The 18,799-nt window shown below is 52.5% G+C and carries 17 protein-coding genes, 2 tRNA genes and 1 rRNA gene; 6 read left to right on the top strand and 14 right to left on the bottom strand.

Annotation, left to right across the window (positions count from 1 at the left end; translation table 11 throughout):
* Positions 1-125: 125 nt before the first annotated feature.
* Positions 126-455, bottom strand: a complete 330-nt coding sequence (gene trxA / locus LG381_RS04210) for a thioredoxin TrxA (RefSeq protein WP_001280776.1) — start codon at positions 453-455, stop codon at positions 126-128.
* A 130-nt stretch (positions 456-585) separates the two neighbouring features.
* Between trxA and rhlB the strand changes: the two genes are divergently transcribed.
* Positions 586-1,851 (top strand): ATP-dependent RNA helicase RhlB, encoded by a 1,266-nt coding sequence (gene rhlB, locus LG381_RS04215; RefSeq protein ID WP_000047511.1) that lies wholly within the window; start codon positions 586-588, stop codon positions 1,849-1,851.
* Positions 1,852-1,986: 135 nt separating this feature from the next.
* Positions 1,987-3,471: a guanosine-5'-triphosphate,3'-diphosphate diphosphatase gene (gene gppA, locus LG381_RS04220; protein WP_000535978.1), complete on the top strand. Its 1,485-nt coding sequence runs from the start codon at positions 1,987-1,989 to the stop codon at positions 3,469-3,471.
* A gap of 104 nt (positions 3,472-3,575) precedes the next feature.
* On the opposite strand, the gene rep is transcribed toward gppA, so the two are convergent.
* A complete protein-coding gene (rep, locus tag LG381_RS04225; protein ID WP_225762064.1) occupies positions 3,576-5,597 on the bottom strand; it encodes a DNA helicase Rep in 2,022 nt (673 codons plus the stop codon).
* 86 nt (positions 5,598-5,683) lie between these two features.
* Here rep and ppiC point away from each other — a divergent pair, with 86 nt between their 5' ends.
* A complete protein-coding gene (gene ppiC / locus LG381_RS04230; protein WP_001140260.1) occupies positions 5,684-5,965 on the top strand; it encodes a peptidylprolyl isomerase PpiC in 282 nt (93 codons plus the stop codon).
* Positions 5,966-6,039: 74 nt separating this feature from the next.
* Here the strand turns inward: ppiC and ilvC are convergent, their stop codons facing one another.
* Positions 6,040-7,515 (bottom strand): ketol-acid reductoisomerase, encoded by a 1,476-nt coding sequence (gene ilvC, locus LG381_RS04235; RefSeq protein WP_000024944.1) that lies wholly within the window; start codon positions 7,513-7,515, stop codon positions 6,040-6,042.
* 151 nt (positions 7,516-7,666) lie between these two features.
* Between ilvC and ilvY the strand changes: the two genes are divergently transcribed.
* Positions 7,667-8,560, top strand: a complete 894-nt coding sequence (gene ilvY / locus LG381_RS04240; protein WP_225762065.1) for an HTH-type transcriptional activator IlvY — start codon at positions 7,667-7,669, stop codon at positions 8,558-8,560.
* Between the two features lie 51 nt (positions 8,561-8,611).
* On the opposite strand, the gene ilvA is transcribed toward ilvY, so the two are convergent.
* From ilvA to ilvL, 7 genes are all read right to left on the bottom strand, one after another.
* Positions 8,612-10,156: a threonine ammonia-lyase, biosynthetic gene (gene ilvA / locus LG381_RS04245; RefSeq protein ID WP_000785602.1), complete on the bottom strand. Its 1,545-nt coding sequence runs from the start codon at positions 10,154-10,156 to the stop codon at positions 8,612-8,614.
* Positions 10,157-10,158: 2 nt separating this feature from the next.
* Positions 10,159-12,009, bottom strand: coding sequence for a dihydroxy-acid dehydratase (gene ilvD, locus LG381_RS04250; RefSeq protein WP_032226901.1), 1,851 nt, complete (start codon positions 12,007-12,009; stop codon positions 10,159-10,161).
* Positions 12,010-12,073: 64 nt separating this feature from the next.
* The gene (ilvE, locus tag LG381_RS04255) at positions 12,074-13,003 is read right to left on the bottom strand and encodes a branched-chain-amino-acid transaminase (protein ID WP_000208524.1); all 930 of its coding nucleotides are present in this window, start codon (positions 13,001-13,003) and stop codon (positions 12,074-12,076) included.
* A 19-nt stretch (positions 13,004-13,022) separates the two neighbouring features.
* Positions 13,023-13,286 carry an acetolactate synthase 2 small subunit gene (gene ilvM, locus LG381_RS04260; RefSeq protein WP_000983255.1) on the bottom strand — a complete coding sequence of 88 codons (264 nt, stop codon included), beginning with the start codon at positions 13,284-13,286 and terminating at the stop codon, positions 13,023-13,025.
* Complete coding sequence (gene ilvG / locus LG381_RS04265) at positions 13,283-14,929, bottom strand: acetolactate synthase 2 catalytic subunit (RefSeq protein WP_001012640.1); 1,647 nt, start codon at positions 14,927-14,929, stop codon at positions 13,283-13,285. The genes ilvM and ilvG overlap by 4 nt, the downstream gene beginning before the upstream one ends.
* Positions 14,930-14,931: 2 nt before the next feature.
* Positions 14,932-14,982, bottom strand: coding sequence for a peptide IlvX (gene ilvX / locus LG381_RS04270; RefSeq protein WP_101687388.1), 51 nt, complete (start codon positions 14,980-14,982; stop codon positions 14,932-14,934).
* A gap of 86 nt (positions 14,983-15,068) precedes the next feature.
* Entirely contained in the window at positions 15,069-15,167 is a 99-nt protein-coding gene (gene ilvL / locus LG381_RS04275) for an ilv operon leader peptide (protein ID WP_001311244.1), read from the bottom strand.
* Positions 15,168-15,517: 350 nt separating this feature from the next.
* On the opposite strand from ilvL, the gene LG381_RS04280 reads away from it, so the two are divergent.
* Positions 15,518-17,038 carry a YifB family Mg chelatase-like AAA ATPase gene (locus tag LG381_RS04280; protein WP_225762066.1) on the top strand — a complete coding sequence of 507 codons (1,521 nt, stop codon included), beginning with the start codon at positions 15,518-15,520 and terminating at the stop codon, positions 17,036-17,038.
* 24 nt (positions 17,039-17,062) lie between these two features.
* On the opposite strand, the gene maoP is transcribed toward LG381_RS04280, so the two are convergent.
* Positions 17,063-17,401: a macrodomain Ori organization protein MaoP gene (gene maoP / locus LG381_RS04285; RefSeq protein ID WP_000841001.1), complete on the bottom strand. Its 339-nt coding sequence runs from the start codon at positions 17,399-17,401 to the stop codon at positions 17,063-17,065.
* A 118-nt stretch (positions 17,402-17,519) separates the two neighbouring features.
* On the opposite strand from maoP, the gene hdfR reads away from it, so the two are divergent.
* Entirely contained in the window at positions 17,520-18,359 is an 840-nt protein-coding gene (hdfR, locus tag LG381_RS04290) for an HTH-type transcriptional regulator HdfR (protein WP_000379262.1), read from the top strand.
* 94 nt (positions 18,360-18,453) lie between these two features.
* Here hdfR and LG381_RS04295 read toward each other — a convergent pair.
* From LG381_RS04295 to rrf, 3 genes are all read right to left on the bottom strand, one after another.
* A tRNA-Trp gene (locus LG381_RS04295) sits at positions 18,454-18,529 on the bottom strand.
* A gap of 8 nt (positions 18,530-18,537) precedes the next feature.
* Positions 18,538-18,614 (bottom strand) — tRNA-Asp (locus tag LG381_RS04300).
* Between the two features lie 54 nt (positions 18,615-18,668).
* Positions 18,669-18,784: ribosomal RNA gene (gene rrf, locus LG381_RS04305) — 5S ribosomal RNA — on the bottom strand.
* Between the last annotated feature and the right edge of the window lie 15 nt (positions 18,785-18,799).

The following is an 18,799-nucleotide window of genomic DNA, read 5'->3' on the forward strand; positions in this document are numbered from 1 at the left end:
AAGCGTTGGATATTACAAGATTCAAACTTAATAAGGTAAGTTTAATACGAAGTCAACATTAAGTTAGCATGGCTCACGCCGGGCGTCCAGTTTTTAGCGACAGGGCACCCGAACATGACGTTCCCTTATGCCAGATTGGCGTCGAGGAACTCTTTCAACTGACCTTTAGACAGCGCGCCGACTTTCGTTGCCGCCACTTCACCATTCTTGAACAGCAGCAGAGTCGGGATACCACGGATGCCATATTTCGGCGCAGTGCCAGGGTTTTGATCGATGTTCAGTTTTGCAACGGTCAGTTTGCCCTGATATTCGTCAGCGATTTCATCCAGAATCGGGGCGATCATTTTGCACGGACCGCACCACTCTGCCCAGAAATCGACGAGGATTGCCCCGTCCGCTTTGAGTACATCCGTATCAAAACTGTCGTCAGTCAGGTGAATAATTTTATCGCTCATATATAACTCCACAGGAATAAGCCTGGCGTGTTGGTTTCGTTGTTGGTGTAACATTAACCAACTAAAGGTTGACTTTATTTCACCGGATACGCTTTCGTAAAGCAATAGTAAGCTGATATTCTATCACACTATGAGCAAAACACATTTAACAGAACAGAAGTTTTCCGACTTCGCCCTGCATCCGAAAGTTGTAGAAGCCCTTGAAAAAAAAGGGTTTCATAACTGTACGCCCATTCAGGCACTGGCTCTTCCGCTAACGCTGGAAGGTCGTGACGTAGCCGGGCAGGCGCAAACCGGTACCGGGAAAACGATGGCGTTTCTTACGTCTTCGTTTCATTACCTTCTCTCTCATCCCGCAATTGCCGATCGCAAGGTGAATCAACCGCGTGCCTTAATTATGGCACCGACGCGTGAACTTGCCGTGCAGATCCACGCCGACGCGGAACCACTGGCACAAGCTACTGGCCTGAAACTGGGTCTGGCCTACGGTGGCGATGGCTACGACAAACAGTTGAAAGTGCTGGAAAGCGGCGTTGACATTCTGATTGGCACCACGGGTCGTTTAATTGACTACGCCAAACAAAACCATATTAACCTCGGTGCCATTCAGGTGGTGGTGCTGGACGAAGCCGATCGCATGTACGATCTGGGCTTTATTAAAGATATCCGCTGGCTGTTCCGCCGTATGCCGCCTGCGAACCAGCGCCTCAACATGCTGTTCTCCGCCACGCTTTCGTACCGGGTACGTGAACTGGCGTTCGAGCAGATGAATAACGCCGAATATATCGAAGTGGAACCGGAACAGAAAACGGGCCACCGTATTAAAGAAGAGCTTTTCTACCCTTCTAACGAAGAAAAGATGCGTTTGTTGCAAACGCTGATCGAAGAAGAGTGGCCAGACAGAGCGATTATTTTCGCCAACACCAAACACCGTTGTGAAGATATCTGGGGTCACCTGGCGGCAGATGGTCATCGTGTTGGTCTGTTGACGGGCGATGTGGCGCAGAAAAAACGCCTGCGTATTCTTGATGAATTTACCCGTGGCGATCTGGATATTCTGGTTGCTACCGACGTTGCCGCGCGTGGTCTGCATATTCCGGCAGTGACGCACGTCTTTAACTACGATTTACCCGATGACTGTGAAGATTACGTTCACCGTATCGGTCGTACTGGCCGCGCAGGCGCAAGCGGTCACTCTATCAGCCTGGCGTGTGAAGAGTATGCATTGAATTTGCCTGCTATTGAGACCTATATTGGTCACTCAATTCCGGTAAGCAAATACAATCCGGACGCATTGATGACCGATCTGCCAAAACCGCTGCGCCTCACGCGCCCGCGCACAGGCAATGGTCCGCGTCGTACTGGCGCTCCACGTAATCGTCGTCGTTCAGGTTAAATAAATAATGTCATACTCAAAATCATTCAAACTGTATCAAGATGGCAAGAGAATGAATCCCGATGCGCTTACTGTAGTAAGTGATTCGGGTGAAAGAATGCAGCCAACGCAGAGACAGATTGAAGGATGAAGAGTATGGGTTCCACCTCGTCGCTGTATGCAGCCATTGATCTCGGTTCGAATAGTTTTCATATGCTGGTTGTGCGCGAGGTGGCTGGAAGTATCCAGACGCTGACGCGAATTAAACGCAAAGTGCGTCTGGCTGCTGGCCTGAACAGCGAAAATGCCCTGTCTAATGAAGCAATGGAGCGCGGCTGGCAATGTCTGCGCCTGTTTGCTGAACGTCTGCAAGATATCCCTCCCTCGCAAATTCGCGTTGTCGCTACGGCGACGTTACGACTTGCTGTCAATGCCGGTGATTTTATTGCTAAAGCGCAGGAAATCCTCGGTTGTCCAGTGCAAGTCATTAGCGGTGAAGAGGAAGCGCGCCTGATTTATCAGGGTGTTGCTCATACCACAGGTGGAGCCGATCAGCGCCTGGTCGTGGATATTGGCGGCGCGAGTACCGAACTGGTCACTGGCACAGGTGCACAGACCACGTCTTTGTTCAGCCTGTCGATGGGCTGCGTCACCTGGCTGGAACGTTATTTCGTCGATCGTAATCTCGGGCAGGAAAACTTTGTCGCAGCTGAACAAGCCGCACGTGAAGTTTTGCGTCCGGTTGCTGATGAACTGCGATATCACGGCTGGAAAGTGTGCGTTGGCGCTTCCGGCACCGTGCAGGCGTTACAGGAAATAATGATGGCGCAGGGGATGGATGAGCGCATTACCCTCGCGAAGTTGCAGCAACTGAAACAGCGCGCTATTCATTGCGGTCGGCTGGAAGAGCTGGAGATTGAAGGGTTAACGCTGGAACGCGCATTAGTATTCCCGAGTGGTCTGGCGATCCTGATAGCCATTTTTACCGAACTGAATATTCAGTGTATGACCCTGGCGGGCGGTGCGCTACGTGAAGGCCTGGTCTACGGCATGTTACATCTGGCGGTTGAGCAAGATATTCGCAGCCGAACACTGCATAATATTCAGCGCCGCTTTATGATTGATATTGATCAGGCTCAGCGCGTAGCCAGCGTTGCGGCTAACTTCTTCGATCAAGTGGAGAGTGAATGGCATCTTGAAGCGATTAGCCGCGATTTGCTAATCAGCGCCTGTCAACTTCATGAAATTGGTCTGAGCGTTGATTTCAAACAAGCGCCGCAACATGCCGCTTATCTCGTGCGTAATCTGGATCTTCCCGGTTTTACGCCTGCGCAGAAAAAGCTGCTGGCGACGCTATTGCTCAACCAGACGAATCCAGTCGATCTCTCATCGCTGCATCAACAAAATGCCGTACCGCCGCGCGTTGCGGAACAACTCTGTCGTTTACTGCGCCTGGCAATCATTTTTGCCAGCCGTCGCCGTGACGATTTAGTGCCGGAGATGACATTACAGGCCAACCATGAACAGTTGACCCTGACACTGCCGCAAGGTTGGCTGGCTCAGCACCCGCTGGGTAAAGAGATTATCGATCAGGAAATTGAGTGGCAGAGCTATGTCCACTGGCCGCTGGAAGTGCTTTAACGTGTAATGTGCCGGATGCGATGCTCACGCATCTTATCCGGCGATAATTCCGCTTTCCGGTGCCGTGATCATCTAATCCAACCAGCCCCAGACAATACGAATGGCTATTTGCCTCGTTTTGCTGCCATCATCGCTTTCAGATTCGCCAGATGGTTTTGCCCTTTCTGCATCCGTTCTTCGGCGCTGACCACTTTGCGCTCTTGTTCCCAAATCAAGTCATCCTGCGGTAATTCCAGCAGGAAGCGGCTCGGCTCCGGACGTACCAGCTCACCGTACTGACGACGCTCTTTACACAGCGTAAAGGTCAACTCTTTCTGGGCGCGGGTGATGCCGACATAGGCCAGCCGCCGCTCTTCATCGATATTGTCCTCGTCGATGCTGCTTTGGTGCGGCAAAAATCCTTCTTCCATACCGACCATGTAGACATAAGGAAACTCCAGCCCTTTTGACGCGTGCAGAGTCATCAGTTGCACCTGATCAAGCTCTTCGTCACTCTCGCCACGTTCCATCATGTCGCGCAGAGTAAAGCGCGTCACCACCTGGGTGAGCGTCATCGGCTCATCCAGTTCGCTACCTTCCAGCATCTCCGTCATCCAGCTAAATAACTGGTTAACGTTCTTCATGCGCATTTCGGCGGCTTTCGGGCTGGGTGACGTTTCGTATAACCAGGATTCATAATCCATCCCGTGGATCAGATCGCGCACTGCGGCGACAGGCTCCCGCTCCGCCAGTCGCTGGATTTCCGCCAGCCAGTGAGTAAATCGGGTCAACGCTTCATAACCACGTCCACTCAGTGTCTGACTCAACCCCATATCAAAGCTGGCGGTAAACATACTTTTATTACGCGTCATCGCCCACTCACCCAGCTTTTTCAGCGTCGCCGGGCCAATCTCTCGCTTCGGCGTGTTAACGATACGCAGGAACGCACTATCATCGTCCGGGTTAGTCAGCACACGCAGATAAGCCAGTAAATCCTTGATTTCCGGACGGGAGAAGAACGAAGTACCGCCGGATATTTTGTACGGAATGCGGTTTTGCATCAGAAATTTTTCAAACACCCGTGACTGATGGTTGCCGCGATAGAGAATGGCGTAATCTTTGTACTGTGTTTTGTTGACGAAGTGATGCGCAATCAGCTCGCCGGTAACGCGCTCGGCTTCATGTTCTTCGTTATTCGCGCTTAAAACTTTTAGCTCCGCGCCATAGCCTAGTTCGGAGAACAGACGCTTTTCAAAGACGTGCGGGTTATTGGCGATCAGGATGTTCGCCGCTTTCAGAATACGCCCGGAAGAGCGGTAGTTCTGCTCAAGCTTAATCACCTTCAACGTTGGGAAATCCTGGCTCAACAGCACCAGGTTTTGCGGACGTGCGCCACGCCAGGAGTAGATCGACTGGTCATCATCGCCCACCACGGTAAAGCGAGCGCGGCTGCCCACCAGCAGTTTCACCAGCTCATACTGGCTGGTGTTGGTATCCTGATACTCATCCACCAGCAGGTAGCGAATCTTGTTTTGCCAGCGTTCGCGTACTTCCACATTGCGTTGCAGCAGCAATGTCGGCAATAAAATCAGATCGTCGAAGTCGAGAACATTGCACGCTTTCAGGTGCGCATCATACAGCCCGTAACAATGGGCAAAAATGCGATCCCGCTCGCCTTTTGCCTCTGCCGCCGCCTGCGCAGGAGTTTTGAGATCGTTCTTCCAATTAGAGATGGTTGAAATCAGCTGTTGCAGGAGAACTTTGTCGTCTTCAATCAGTCCTTCGGTCAACTCTTTGAGCAAAGCAAGCTGATCGGTATCGTCAAACAGCGAAAAGTTCGCTTTCATCCCTAACGCTGCATACTCGCGTTTGATGATATCCAGCCCCAGCGTGTGGAAGGTGGAGATCATCAGCCCACGTGCCTCTTTGCGCCCCAGCGTCTGCCCGACACGCTCTTTCATCTCGCGCGCTGCTTTATTGGTAAAAGTCACCGCTGCGATATGTCGCGCCTGATAACCGCAGCCACGGATCAGATGGGCGATTTTATTGGTGATCACACGAGTTTTACCGGAACCCGCGCCCGCCAGCACCAGGCAGGGGCCGGTAACGAATTCGACAGCTTGTTGTTGGCCGGGGTTTAGACGCATAGAAAAATCGCTCAATGAAAGTCGGGAGGGGGAAATAACAGCGTGGTAGTATAGCCAGCCTCATCCTTACCACTCAAGGCACGATCATGGCAAAAACAGCAGCAGCACTGCATATCCTTGTAAAAGAAGAGAAACTGGCTCAGGAACTTCTGGAGCAGATCAAGAACGGCGCCGATTTTGGCAAGCTGGCGAAGAAACATTCCATTTGCCCGTCAGGCAAACGCGGCGGTGATTTAGGGGAATTTCGCCAGGGTCAGATGGTTCCGGCGTTTGATAAAGTGGTGTTCTCTTGTCCGGTGCTGGAGCCAACCGGCCCGCTGCATACCCAGTTCGGGTATCACATCATTAAGGTGCTGTACCGCAACTAACAGCAAGGCCTTCTCCCGGAGAAGGCCTTGAGTGTTTTCTCCCTCTCCCTGTGGGAGAGGGCATCAGCGCGCACTTAACCCGCAACAGCAATACGTTTCATATCCGTCATATAGCCACGCAGTTTTTTACCTACCTGCTCAATTGCATGGCTGCGAATCGCATCATTTACATCACGCAGTTGCGCGTTATCTACCGCACCTTCTGGAATAGCTTTACCCAGATCGCCTGGCTGCAGCTCTGCCATAAACGGTTTCAGCAGCGGTACGCAAGCGTAAGAGAACAGATAGTTACCGTATTCTGCGGTATCAGAGATAACCACGTTCATTTCGTACAGACGCTTACGGGCGATGGTGTTGGCAATCAGCGGCAGCTCATGCAGTGATTCATAGTATGCCGACTCTTCAATGATGCCGGAATCAACCATGGTTTCGAACGCCAGCTCAACGCCCGCTTTCACCATCGCGATCATCAGCACGCCTTTATCGAAGTACTCCTGCTCGCCGATTTTACCTTCATACTGCGGTGCGGTTTCGAACGCGGTTTTGCCGGTCTCTTCACGCCAGGTCAGTAGTTTCTTATCGTCGTTGGCCCAGTCAGCCATCATACCGGAAGAGAATTCGCCGGAGATGATGTCGTCCATATGTTTCTGGAACAGCGGTGCCATGATCTCTTTCAGTTGCTCAGAAAGCGCATAAGCACGCAGTTTCGCCGGGTTAGAGAGACGGTCCATCATCAGGGTGATGCCGCCCTGCTTCAGGGCTTCGGTGATGGTTTCCCAGCCGAACTGAATCAGTTTTTCTGCATATGCCGGGTCGGTGCCCTCTTCCACCAGCTTGTCGAAGCACAGCAGAGAACCAGCCTGCAACATACCGCACAGGATAGTTTGCTCGCCCATCAGGTCTGATTTAACTTCCGCAACGAAAGAGGATTCCAGAACGCCGGCACGATGACCGCCTGTTGCTGCCGCCCAGGCTTTAGCGATCGCCATGCCTTCGCCTTTCGGATCGTTTTCCGGGTGAACGGCAATCAGCGTCGGTACGCCGAATCCACGTTTATACTCTTCACGCACTTCGGTGCCAGGGCATTTCGGCGCAACCATTACTACAGTGATGTCTTTACGGATCTGCTCGCCCACTTCGACGATGTTGAAACCATGCGAGTAACCCAGCGCCGCGCCATCTTTCATCAGCGGTTGAACGGAACGCACTACGTCAGAGTGCTGTTTGTCCGGCGTCAGGTTAACCACCAGATCCGCCTGCGGGATCAGTTCTTCGTAAGTACCTACCTTAAAACCGTTTTCGGTTGCTTTACGCCAGGACGCGCGCTTTTCGGCAATCGCTTCTTTACGCAGAGCGTAGGAGATATCGAGACCAGAATCACGCATGTTCAGGCCCTGGTTCAGACCCTGTGCGCCGCAGCCGACGATGACCACTTTTTTACCCTGAAGGTAGCTCGCGCCGTCAGCGAACTCGTCGCGCCCCATAAAGCGACATTTGCCCAGTTGTGCCAGCTGCTGGCGCAGATTCAGTGTATTGAAGTAGTTAGCCATGGTGATTCCTCGTGATGTTGTGCTTCTTATTGTTCGGTTCGCTGTTGAGCGAGAATGTCACCACATTACAACAGGAAATTTATTGCGGAAATTGATATATTCACAACGTCATATTGCAATTTCTGCAACGTCATAACCGGGGGTTAAGCCTGTGGATTTACGCGACCTGAAAATGTTTCTGCATCTGGCGGAAAGCCGCCATTTTGGCCGTAGCGCGCGGGCAATGCACGTCAGCCCCTCCACACTTTCCCGACAGATTCAGCGCCTGGAAGAAGATCTCGGCCAACCGCTGTTTGTGCGCGATAACCGCACGGTAACGCTGACGGAAGCGGGCGAAGAGCTGCGTGTTTTCGCCCAGCAAACGTTGTTGCAATATCAGCAATTGCGCCACACCATCGACCAGCAAGGGCCGTCCCTCTCTGGCGAATTACATATTTTCTGTTCGGTGACTGCCGCTTACAGCCATCTGCCACCGATTCTCGACCGATTCCGCGCGGAGCATCCATCGGTGGAAATTAAGCTCACCACCGGTGATGCGGCGGATGCAATGGAAAAAGTGGTTACCGGAGAAGCGGATCTGGCGATTGCCGGGAAGCCGGAGACTCTGCCAGGCGCGGTGGCGTTTTCGATGCTGGAGAACCTGGCGGTGGTGCTGATCGCGCCCGCGCTGCCCTGCCCGGTGCGTAATCAGGTCTCAGTAGAACAACCGGACTGGTCGACGATTCCCTTCATCATGGCCGATCAGGGACCAGTACGCCGCCGCATTGAGTTGTGGTTTCGACGCAATAAAATCAGTAACCCGATGATTTACGCCACGGTTGGCGGGCATGAAGCAATGGTATCGATGGTGGCACTTGGCTGTGGCGTGGCGCTGCTGCCGGAAGTGGTACTGGATAACAGCCCGGAGCCAGTGCGTAATCGTGTGATGATTTTAGAGCGCAGCGATGAGAAAACGCCGTTTGAGCTGGGCGTTTGTGCGCAAAAAAAGCGGCTACATGAGCCGCTGATTGAGGCGTTCTGGAAGATTTTGCCGAACCACAAATGACGTTGTCGCGTAGGTAGACCTGATAAGCGAAGCGCCATCAGGCATTTTACCCTAACCCGCCAAAAAGAACCTGAACGCCGGGTTATTGGTTTCGTCGTGGCAATCGTAGCCCAGCTCATTCAGCCGGGTTTCGAAATCCGGTTCATGATCGCCCAGCTCGAACGCTGCCAGTACACGCCCGTAGTCGGTGCCATGACTGCGATAGTGGAACAAAGAGATATTCCAGTGCGTCCCCAGCGTGTTGAGGAAGCGCAGCAGCGCGCCCGGTGATTCCGGGAATTCGAAGCTGTAGAGGCGTTCCTGCAACGGATGCGATGGACGCCCGCCAACCATATAGCGCACATGCAACTTCGCCATTTCGTCGTCGGAGAGATCAACCACGCTGTAGCCACCGTCGTTGAGCATCTGCAAAATTTCTTTGCGCTCTTCAAGGCCGCGACTTAAGCGCACACCGACAAAAATACAGGCATCTTTAGCATCAGCGAAACGGTAGTTGAACTCTGTGACCGAGCGCCCGCCAAGTAGCTGGCAGAATTTGAGGAAGCTGCCTTTTTCTTCCGGGATGGTCACCGCCAGCAACGCTTCACGCTGTTCGCCTAGTTCGCAGCGTTCCGAGACGTAGCGCAGACCGTGGAAGTTCACGTTGGCTCCAGAAAGAATATGCGCCAGCCGCTCACCGCGAATGTTGTGCTGAGCGATGTACTTTTTCATCCCCGCCAGCGCCAGCGCGCCAGACGGTTCCGCCACTGCGCGCACATCTTCGAATAAGTCTTTCATCGCTGCGCAGATGGCATCGCTATCGACGGTGATGATGTCGTCGAGATACTCCCGGCACAAACGGAAGGTTTCGTCGCCGATGCGTTTTACCGCAACACCTTCGGCGAATAGCCCCACGCGCGGCAGATCAACCGGATGACCCGCATCCAGTGCCGCTTTCAGGCAGGCTGAATCTTCCGCTTCTACCGCGATCACTTTGATTTGCGGCATCAGCTGTTTGATCAGCACAGCCACGCCCGCAGCCAGACCACCGCCGCCGACTGGCACAAATACGCGGTCGAGATGGGCATCCTGCTGGAGCAGTTCCAGCGCCAGCGTGCCTTGCCCGGCGATCACCATCGGATGATCGAACGGCGGCACCCAGGTGAAGCCCTGCTGCTGCGACAGTTCGATCGCTTTAGCTTTCGCTTCGTCAAAGTTCGCGCCGTGAAGCAGCACTTCACCGCCGAAGCCGCGCACCGCGTCGACTTTGATGTCGGCGGTGGCGGTTGGCATGACGATGAGCGCCTTCACGCCTAACCGCGCAGAAGAAAACGCGACGCCCTGCGCGTGGTTACCCGCCGAGGCGGTGATCACGCCGTGCGCTTTTTGTTCTTCCGTCAGGCCCGCCATCATGGCGTATGCGCCGCGCAGCTTAAAGCTGTGCACTGGCTGGCGGTCTTCGCGCTTCACCAGTATCACGTTATCAAGACGCGACGACAGTTTTTCCATTTTCTGTAGCGGCGTGACCTGTGCCGCTTCATAGACCGGCGCACGTAGCACCGCTCTTAAATATTCGGCACCTTCCGGGGCGCCTGACAGGGGTTGCGAGTCAGCCATTATTAACCCCCCAGTTTCGATTTATCGCGCACCGCACCTTTGTCGGCACTGGTCGCCAGGCTGGCGTAGGCGCGCAAAGCAAAGGAAACCTGACGTTCACGGTTTTTCGGCGTCCAGGCTTTGTCGCCACGGGCTTCCTGCGCTTCACGACGCGCCGCCAGTTCGGCATCGCTTACCTGCAACTGAATGCCACGGTTCGGAATGTCGATGGCGATCAGGTCACCATCTTCAATCAGGCCAATACTGCCGCCGCTCGCCGCTTCCGGCGAGACGTGGCCGATGGAAAGACCAGAAGTGCCGCCGGAGAAGCGTCCATCGGTGATCAGCGCACAGGCTTTGCCAAGACCCATCGACTTCAGGAAGCTGGTTGGGTAGAGCATTTCCTGCATCCCCGGTCCGCCTTTCGGGCCTTCGTAGCGAATAACAACCACATCGCCAGCGACAACTTTACCGCCAAGAATCGCTTCTACCGCGTCATCCTGGCTTTCGTACACTTTCGCCGGACCGGTGAATTTGAGGATGCTGTCATCGACGCCCGCCGTTTTAACGATGCAGCCGTTTTCCGCGAAGTTGCCGTAAAGTACCGCCAGGCCGCCGTCTTTGCTGTAGGCGTGCTCCAGTGAGCGGATGCAGCCGTTTGCGCGATCGTCATCGAGAGAATCCCAACGGCAATCCTGCGAGAATGCCTGTGTAGTGCGGATTCCAGCCGGGCCAGCGCGGAACATATTTTTCACCGCATCATCCTGAGTCAGCATGACATCGTATTGTTCCAGCGTTTGCGACAAGGTCAGGCCGAGTACGTTTTTCACATTGCGATTCAACAACCCGGCACGATCCAGTTCGCCGAGAATACCGATCACGCCACCAGCACGATGAACATCTTCCATATGGTATTTCTGGGTGCTCGGCGCAACTTTGCACAACTGCGGGACTTTACGCGAAAGTTTGTCGATATCACTCATGGTGAAGTCGATTTCCGCTTCTTGTGCCGCCGCCAGCAGGTGAAGAACCGTATTGGTAGAGCCGCCCATCGCGATATCCAACGTCATGGCGTTTTCAAACGCCGCTTTACTGGCGATATTACGTGGCAGTGCGCTTTCGTCGTTTTGCTCGTAGTAACGTTTGGTCAATTCAACAATGCGTTTACCGGCATTGAGGAACAGCTGCTTACGATCCGCGTGGGTTGCCAGCAGCGAGCCGTTGCCTGGCTGCGACAGACCCAGAGCTTCGGTCAGGCAGTTCATCGAGTTAGCGGTGAACATCCCGGAGCAGGAACCACAGGTTGGACAGGCCGAACGTTCAACCTGATCGCTCTGGGAGTCAGAAACTTTCGGATCTGCCCCCTGGATCATCGCATCAACCAGATCAAGCTTGATTAACTGATCGGATAGTTTGGTTTTCCCGGCCTCCATCGGACCACCGGAAACAAAGATCACCGGAATATTCAGGCGCAGAGAGGCCATCAGCATCCCCGGGGTGATTTTGTCGCAGTTGGAGATGCAAACCATGGCATCGGCGCAGTGAGCGTTAACCATATACTCAACAGAATCAGCGATCAGTTCGCGAGACGGCAGTGAATAAAGCATCCCCCCGTGCCCCATGGCGATCCCATCATCCACCGCAATGGTGTTGAATTCTTTGGCAACGCCGCCAGCCGCTTCAATTTGTTCAGCGACCAGTTTACCGAGATCGCGCAGATGGACGTGCCCCGGTACAAATTGAGTGAACGAGTTCACAACAGCGATAATCGGCTTACCGAAATCAGCGTCGGTCATTCCAGTGGCGCGCCACAGCGCACGAGCACCCGCCATATTACGACCATGAGTGGTGGTGGCGGAACGGTACTTAGGCATACTTTATTTACTCCCAGTGTCTGTCTCGTAAATGGGACGGTGCGTGCCGTCCCATTTTTTGTATTTATTGATTAACCTGATCCAACCAGCCCCATTTATCTTCGGTTTCGCCGGTGAAGAGGCCGAAGAAGGCTTGCTGGATGCGTTTGGTGACCGGGCCACAACGGCCTTCGCCCACCTGAATACCGTCGACGCTGCGCACTGGCGTAATTTCAGCCGCTGTACCGGACATAAACACTTCATCTGCCAGATACAGCGATTCACGCGACAGCACCTGCTCACGCACTTCAATTCCCAGTTCTTTCGCCAGTTTGATGATGGCGTCACGGGTAATACCCGGAAGCGCGGAAGAGGTGAACGGCGGGGTGAACAGCACGCCGTCTTTCACTTCAAACAGGTTTTCGCCTGCACCTTCAGAGATGTAACCATTCACATCCAGCGCGATACCTTCCTGATAACCGTGGCGGCGCGCTTCGCTGCCAACCAGCAGGGAAGAGAGGTAGTTCCCCCCCGCTTTCGCAGCGGTTGGAATGGTGTTTGGCGCCGCGCGGTTCCAGGAAGAAACCATCGCGTCGATCCCCTGCTCCAGTGCTTCCGCGCCCAGATAGGCTCCCCACGGGAAAGCGGCAATAATCACGTCGGTGGTGTATCCCGCTGGTGGGTTAACGCCCATGCCAACATCACCTACGAAGATCAGCGGACGGATATAGGCGCTGGTGAGATTGTTTTTACGGATCACTTCGCGGCAAGCTTCCATCAGCTCATCAATGCTCTGCGAAACCGGGAAGCGGTAAATTTTGGCAGAGTCATGCAGACGTTGCATATGCTCACGATGACGGAATACAACTGGACCTTTATGTGAGTCGTAGCAACGGATGCCTTCAAAAACCGAGGTGCCATAGTGCAGCGCATGAGACATCACATGCACCTTCGCGTCTTCCCAGCGAACCATCTCCCCATTGAACCAAATGTAATCAGCTTTCTTCGTGGTCATTTTTATATTCCTTTTGCGCTCAGGCGCGGATTTGTTGTGATGTGGTTGTGCTCTGGCAGATAGCAACGTGTGCGACGTCTACCAGTTTATTTAACTGACTAAACAGTAAGTCGACCGAACGCGGGCTGGCAACGGTCAATTCAATATTTATATTTTGTGCATCGCTGGCGGCAGCCATATTCATTGAGCAGACGTGGAAACCACGATGACGCACCACGCGTAAAACACGTTCTAAGGTTTCCGGATTGAAGCGAGCCGATACATTGACCTGATGTTGCATCATGATAATTTCTCCAACATTTCTGAATTACTGGCGCCAGGCGGCACCAGCGGCCAGACGTTCTCAAGTTCGTCGATTGAGACATGAAGCAGGTATGGCCCATCACTGTTCAGCATGGTGTCGAGTGCCGCTTCAACCTGATCTTTACGGGTGATGTGTTGGCCAGGGATGCCGAAGGCGCTGGCTAACATGAGGAAATCTGGGTTATCGGTAAGGGTGGTTTCGCTATATCGTTCCTGGAAAAACAGTTGCTGCCATTGTCGAACCATCCCTAACCGCTGGTTATCGAGTAAGACAATTTTCAACGGTAACTGCTTGCGTTTTACGGTGCCCAGCTCTTGTACATTCATCATGAAAGAACCGTCACCGGAGATACAAACGACAGTATCGTTCGGTCGCGCGACTTGTGCGCCAACCGCCGCCGGTAAACCGAAGCCCATAGTGCCTAAACCGCTTGAAGTGATGAAATTTTCCGGGCGAGTGTGGGCGATGTGCTGCGCAGCCCACATCTGATGCTGCCCCACATCCGTGGTCACAACGCAATCCGCAGGTTTACGATCCGACAGTTGTTTTAACAACAACGGCGCGTAGATAGCATCTCCAGGATGATCGTAACGCCAGGCATGTTCACTACGCATTTGTGCGCAGTATTGCTGCCATTCATCGATATTTAACGATTGCTGTAACGCAGGCAACAGCATGTTTAAATCGCCTTGTAATGCCACATGCGCCTGACGCAGCTTGTTCATTTCTGCCGGGTCGATATCCATATGGATAACACTGGCGTGTGGTGCGAAGGTGTTAAGTTTGCCGGTAACCCGGTCATCAAAACGTGCCCCCACGGCGATCAGCAGGTCACATTCCTGCACCGCGAAGTTCGCCGCTTTGGTGCCGTGCATCCCCAACATCCCCAGATAGTACGGATAATCCGCATCGACTGCACCCAGCCCTTTCAGCGTGCAGGTGGCAGGCATTTTTGTGGCAGCGAGAAATTCATGCAGAGCAGGAACCGCCTGCGCCATACCTACGCCGCCGCCAACATACAGCATCGGTTTTTGCGCTTTTACCAGCATCTGGCGCGCTTGCTCGACTTCGGCATGTGGGAAAGTCACTTCGTTTTCAACGGTGGTGAACCAGGGTTCCAGATCGCCGCAGGCTAACTGGATATCTTTAGGGATATCGACCAGAACCGGACCGGGACGACCTGAGCTGGCGACATCAAACGCTTCGGCCATGATGCGTGGTAATTCTTCCAGCGACTGCACCAGGAAGCTGTGTTTGGTACAGGCTAACGACAATCCCAGGACATCAACCTCCTGAAATGCATCGGTGCCGATGAACGGTGCAGATACCTGACCGGTGATGGCAACTACAGGGATGGAATCTAACAGCGCGTCCGCAAGTCCGGTGATCAGGTTGGTTGCGCCAGGGCCAGAAGTGGCGATGCACACGCCCGTTTTACCGGTAGCACGGGCATAACCGATAGCCGCCATTACCGCGCCCTGTTCATGCCGGCACAGCAAGTGTTCTACGCCACCATCATACAATGCATCGTAAACAGGCATAATTGCGCCACCCGGATAACCGAAAACGGTGTTCACACCCTGTGCCCGCAAAGCATGTACCACCCACTGTGCGCCATTCATAGTTAGTTCCCCGTCCTGAATGTTGAGAAACAGAATTTTGTGCTGTTATTCATTGCCTGCTCCTCGATTATGTTTTTAAGGTCAAAAAAAACCCCCGAACCTTTCGGTGCGGGGGTCTTAGTTCGTTAAGGCTTGATCTCTAAGCCTTTCCTCGTCCAAGTGCAGCCCCGCACGGTGGGATAATAATCACCACCACGCTAATCACGACCAGGCTAATCACTCGTAGAAGGGCTGTCATTTTGTCTTTTCTTGCATCTTGTTCGAAGGAATGCCTAAAGAGTTACCATAGATTTTGCGAATAGCACAAGATATTTTTTGGCCGCTTTTTATGACTCTCATAATAATTTCTATAAAAACCATTGTTTTTTATATAAAAATTTGTGAGTGAAAAAAATTCAATTTCCGTATAATTCTCGCGCTCTTCGAGTGGCAGTTTTTTGTGCTTTTTATTTTTGCGAGAGTGATTCCATCACTAATACAACTCAAATTACTTTGCACAAATAAACGGGAATCAGCCGCTAAATAACACAATTTCGCAGACTACAGCAGGGATCTCTTATGTTCATAATGGTGACTTAAGGAGGACTTATGTCACTGTCAATTGTTCATACTCGTGCCGCCCTGGGAGTCAATGCTCCCCCAATCACTGTTGAGGTACATATCAGTAAAGGTTTGCCAGGGTTAACAATGGTGGGCTTACCAGAAACAACGGTAAAAGAAGCGCGCGATCGCGTGCGCAGCGCCATTATCAATAGCGGATATGAATATCCGGCGAAAAAAATCACCATAAACCTTGCTCCTGCCGATCTGCCAAAAGAAGGGGGACGATATGATTTACCTATCGCCATTGCGTTGCTGGCAGCCTCTGAACAGCTTACAGCCAATAAGTTAGATGAATATGAATTAGTCGGAGAACTGGCGCTTACAGGCGCTCTGCGTGGCGTTCCAGGCGCAATCTCCAGTGCAACTGAAGCCATTAAGTCGGGCAGAAAAATTATCGTCTCGAAAGACAACGAAGATGAAGTGGGGTTAATTAACGGTGAAGGATGCCTGATAGCCGATCATCTGCAGGCTGTCTGTGCATTTCTGGAAGGTAAACACGCTCTCGAACGCCCGAAACCAACTGATGTAGTATCCCGTGCATTACAACATGATCTCAGTGATGTTGTCGGTCAGGAGCAAGGAAAGCGAGGACTGGAAATTACTGCTGCTGGCGGACACAACCTTTTATTGATTGGACCGCCGGGAACAGGCAAAACGATGCTCGCCAGCCGTATTAATGGCCTGTTGCCAGATTTAAGCAATGAAGAAGCACTGGAGAGTGCCGCAATATTAAGCCTGGTAAATGCCGAATCAGTGCAAAAACAATGGCGGCAGCGCCCGTTCCGCTCACCGCACCACAGTGCGTCGTTAACTGCGATGGTGGGCGGTGGTGCAATTCCCGGGCCTGGTGAAATTTCGCTGGCGCATAACGGCGTACTTTTTCTTGATGAACTACCTGAATTTGAACGGCGTACACTGGATGCCTTGCGGGAACCCATAGAGTCAGGGCAAATCCATCTTTCACGCACACGAGCAAAAATAACCTATCCAGCCCGTTTCCAGCTTGTTGCGGCGATGAATCCCAGCCCAACAGGACATTATCAAGGGAACCATAACCGCTGCACGCCGGAACAAACGCTGCGTTATCTCAACCGACTCTCCGGTCCCTTTCTTGACCGCTTTGACCTCTCACTGGAGATCCCGCTACCGCCACCCGGTATTTTGAGCAAAGCGGTCATTCAGGGGGAAAGCAGCGCCACCGTTAAACAACGCGTAATGGCCGCCAGAGAGCGCCAATTTAAGCGGCAGAATAAACTGAATGCCTGGCTGGATAGTCCGGAAATACGACAATTTTGCAAGCTTGAGAGCGAGGACGCACAGTGGCTGGAAGAAACGCTGATCCATCTGGGATTATCTATTCGTGCCTGGCAGCGGTTACTGAAAGTATCAAGAACCATAGCTGATATTGATCAGTCTGACGTCATCACACGTCAGCATTTACAAGAGGCCGTAAGTTATCGGGCTATCGACCGTTTGCTCATCCATTTGCAAAAGCTGCTGACGTAAAAAAAGGGCATTTCGCCCTTTTTATTAATCGTCGGAATCGGTGTAGTCTTCAGCACCTTCGACCTGCGGTTTACCGCCGGAAAGAGTGTGAAAACGTTTTGGACGCTTGATACGCGTCATATACTTGGACCACACGCGTTCTGCTTCTGTCACTGGCTCACGTTCGCCACGGCATACTGCTACGAAGAGTTTCTCTTCCTCGGTAACCGGCTCGCGTTTGCCGAGATCCAGCTCATTGAAGGCATAACCATGACGTTCAAGCAGTTGTGCCTCTTTGATGGTGAAATCACCATGACGAGAGAATCCACGTGGATAATGTTTATTGTCGAAATATCGATTAGTCGTCGTAAAGCTTTCCGCCATCCTGCACGCTCCTAATTCTTTGACCGAGCTAGTTATGGCGCGGAGTATTAGTTACGCTTGACAGAGTGTAAAACAAAACATTTAAATCATAACGACAAATAATTTTGCGGAGAGCACTGTGGATACGGAATTGTTAAAAACTTTCCTGGAAGTTAGCCGAACGCGTCACTTTGGTCGAGCGGCTGAATCGCTCTATCTGACCCAGTCAGCAGTGAGCTTTCGGATCAGACAACTGGAAAATCAGCTGGGTGTGAATCTTTTCACCCGTCACAGAAACAATATCCGTTTAACCGCTGCCGGTGAAAAGCTGTTGCCTTATGCAGAAACACTCATGAGCACCTGGCAGACTGCTCGTAAGGAGGTAGCGCATACCTCACGACATAATGAGTTTTCTATCGGTGCCAGCGCCTCGTTGTGGGAATGTATGCTTAATCAGTGGCTGGGACGCTTGTATCAAAATCAGGATGCCCATACAGGCTTACAGTTCGAAGCGCGAATTGCCCAGCGCCAATCTCTGGTAAAACAACTGCATGAACGCCAGCTTGATCTTCTTATTACTACTGAAGCGCCCAAAATGGATGAATTTAGTAGTCAGTTACTGGGGCATTTTACTTTAGCACTCTATACCAGTGCCCCTTCTAAGCTAAAAGGTGAGCTTAACTATCTCCGTCTGGAATGGGGGCCGGATTTTCAACAACATGAGGCTGGTTTGATCGGTGCTGATGAAGTTCCAATGCTAACAACCAGTTCTGCTGAACTGGCACAGCAACAGATTGCGATGCTTAATGGTTGCACATGGCTGCCGGTGAGTTGGGCACGTAAGAAAGGTGGGCTGCATACCGTTGTCGACAGCACAACTCTTTCTCGTCCTCTCTATGCCATATGGCTGCAAAATAGCGATAAAAATGCGTTGATTCGCGATCTATTGAAAATTAACGTGCTGGATGATGTGTATTAATCTGAATGGCTGGCAAGGATGCCGGTAGAAGGATTTACTTCGGAGAGGTTATTTCAGATAAAAAAAATCCTTAGCTTTCGCTAAGGATGATTTCTGGCAGGGGCGGAGAGACTCGAACTCCCAACACCCGGTTTTGGAGACCGGTGCTCTACCAATTGAACTACGCCCCTAATTAGGGTGGCGGAACGGACGGGACTCGAACCCGCGACCCCCTGCGTGACAGGCAGGTATTCTAACCGACTGAACTACCGCTCCACCGAATTCTTTTACAACCACCGGTTTTATGACCGGCTTACTGCTAAATTTGATGCCTGGCAGTTCCCTACTCTCGCATGGGGAGACCCCACACTACCATCGGCGCTACGGCGTTTCACTTCTGAGTTCGGCATGGGGTCAGGTGGGACCACCGCGCTACGGCCGCCAGGCAAATTCTGTTTATC

The sequence above is a fragment of the Escherichia sp. Marseille-Q3837 genome (assembly GCF_916618735.1).
Lineage (GTDB): Bacteria > Pseudomonadota > Gammaproteobacteria > Enterobacterales > Enterobacteriaceae > Escherichia > Escherichia ruysiae.

Bases quoted from the DNA above. Each gene is read 5' to 3' on its own strand.
- trxA (WP_001280776.1), bottom strand. From the start codon at position 455: ATGAGCGATAAAATTATTCACCTGACTGACGACAGTTTTGATACGGAT.
- rhlB (WP_000047511.1), top strand. From the start codon at position 586: ATGAGCAAAACACATTTAACAGAACAGAAGTTTTCCGACTTCGCCCTG.
- gppA (WP_000535978.1), top strand. From the start codon at position 1,987: ATGGGTTCCACCTCGTCGCTGTATGCAGCCATTGATCTCGGTTCGAAT.
- rep (WP_225762064.1), bottom strand. From the start codon at position 5,597: ATGCGTCTAAACCCCGGCCAACAACAAGCTGTCGAATTCGTTACCGGC.
- ppiC (WP_001140260.1), top strand. From the start codon at position 5,684: ATGGCAAAAACAGCAGCAGCACTGCATATCCTTGTAAAAGAAGAGAAA.
- ilvC (WP_000024944.1), bottom strand. From the start codon at position 7,515: ATGGCTAACTACTTCAATACACTGAATCTGCGCCAGCAGCTGGCACAA.
- ilvA (WP_000785602.1), bottom strand. From the start codon at position 10,156: ATGGCTGACTCGCAACCCCTGTCAGGCGCCCCGGAAGGTGCCGAATAT.
- ilvD (WP_032226901.1), bottom strand. From the start codon at position 12,009: ATGCCTAAGTACCGTTCCGCCACCACCACTCATGGTCGTAATATGGCG.
- ilvE (WP_000208524.1), bottom strand. From the start codon at position 13,003: ATGACCACGAAGAAAGCTGATTACATTTGGTTCAATGGGGAGATGGTT.
- ilvM (WP_000983255.1), bottom strand. From the start codon at position 13,286: ATGATGCAACATCAGGTCAATGTATCGGCTCGCTTCAATCCGGAAACC.
- ilvG (WP_001012640.1), bottom strand. From the start codon at position 14,929: ATGAATGGCGCACAGTGGGTGGTACATGCTTTGCGGGCACAGGGTGTG.
- ilvL (WP_001311244.1), bottom strand. From the start codon at position 15,167: ATGACAGCCCTTCTACGAGTGATTAGCCTGGTCGTGATTAGCGTGGTG.
- LG381_RS04280 (WP_225762066.1), top strand. From the start codon at position 15,518: ATGTCACTGTCAATTGTTCATACTCGTGCCGCCCTGGGAGTCAATGCT.
- maoP (WP_000841001.1), bottom strand. From the start codon at position 17,401: ATGGCGGAAAGCTTTACGACGACTAATCGATATTTCGACAATAAACAT.